Genomic DNA, 1193 nt, shown 5'->3' on the forward strand with positions numbered 1-1193 from the left:
CCTCAATAACCATCAAACATTATGGCAAGAGCACCGCCACAAATAAAACCGCTACGCGGTGTCCGAACGAAGGTTTAACAAATTAAATCTCCCTCCATGAATCCATAAAGACCATAGAACATCCAACAATCTCAAAGAGAGTCAAGAAAATGACCAAGAATATCCAAAGTAATCAAGCAATCCCAGTTAATCAAGCAATCCCTGGTAATCAGGCAATTTCTGGTAATCAGGCAGTCCAAGATAATCAACTGTTACCAAGCACTCAACAAAATGAAGTAGTAACAAACGAATTTAATGAATTTTGCAGTCCCAATTTCATCGACCCTAATGGTCGTTTACCTCGAATTCAAGCAGTACGAGGCGAAGATCCAAAACAATTTGGCTATTTCGTACCCCTAGGTGAAATGGCAAAAGCCGGTTGGGCAGACTTTGATGAAAACCAAATCACCGAATATACATTTCAATCAGGAGTAAGTGAAAAGGGGTTACTACTACAAAACCCTCGGATGCTAGTTTGTCCAAAATCACCACTTTTAGCAGTAGACTGGCAGCAATCAAAAGAAACGCAAAGTACGGTGATTCTGGGGGAATACCGGCGTGAACACAAGGGCATGGAAAATATAACGAATGTCCAGCTTTTCCAGATTTTCTTGCTCAATCAGAAAAACGAACCTTTGCACCAAATTCCGTTAATCTATAAGGCAAAAGGTACAAACCAGGCATCCTTCTCAGTACACTGGCAGCAATTCTGTAGTGAATTCAATACCTGTTTCTCAATTGCCAACCGGCACCTTGGGGCATCCCCAAAACCAAAGAATTTTGCGTTTAATTCCCTATTGGTATTTTGTCCAAAGCTGGCCCGCGAAATAGTGGGAGATAAGCAGAAGTCACCGGCCCTCCGAGTAGTGGGCTACGAGCAACCGACTCTCGAAAACTGGACACAATTCTTTGTTGGAACTAATGCCACCACTAAACAATTTGTCTGGCAGGGGTTAACACCAAACGATCCACTGCAAATGCCGGCATTACCAGCAACAACTCCATCAGCATTAGGAGCCCCAAAAGAAGCCGGTGAAGCATTGCCATTCTAAACAGTCCACTACCCCCCTTATCTCTGGGGGGTATCCCAGAGGGGAAACTATGGAAACTATAGACAACACTTAATTTTGTTCAAAATCTCAGGGTACTGAGTA

The 1193-nt window shown here is 43.1% G+C and carries 1 protein-coding gene; it reads left to right on the top strand.

From position 1 onward, the window contains the following. Positions 1 to 149: 149 nt before the first annotated feature. Entirely contained in the window at positions 150 to 1091 is a 942-nt protein-coding gene (locus NG798_RS27715; protein ID WP_261226945.1) for a DUF5895 domain-containing protein, read from the top strand. The last annotated feature ends 102 nt before the right edge of the window (positions 1092 to 1193 follow it).

The sequence above is a fragment of the Ancylothrix sp. D3o genome (assembly GCF_025370775.1).
Lineage (GTDB): Bacteria > Cyanobacteriota > Cyanobacteriia > Cyanobacteriales > Oscillatoriaceae > Ancylothrix.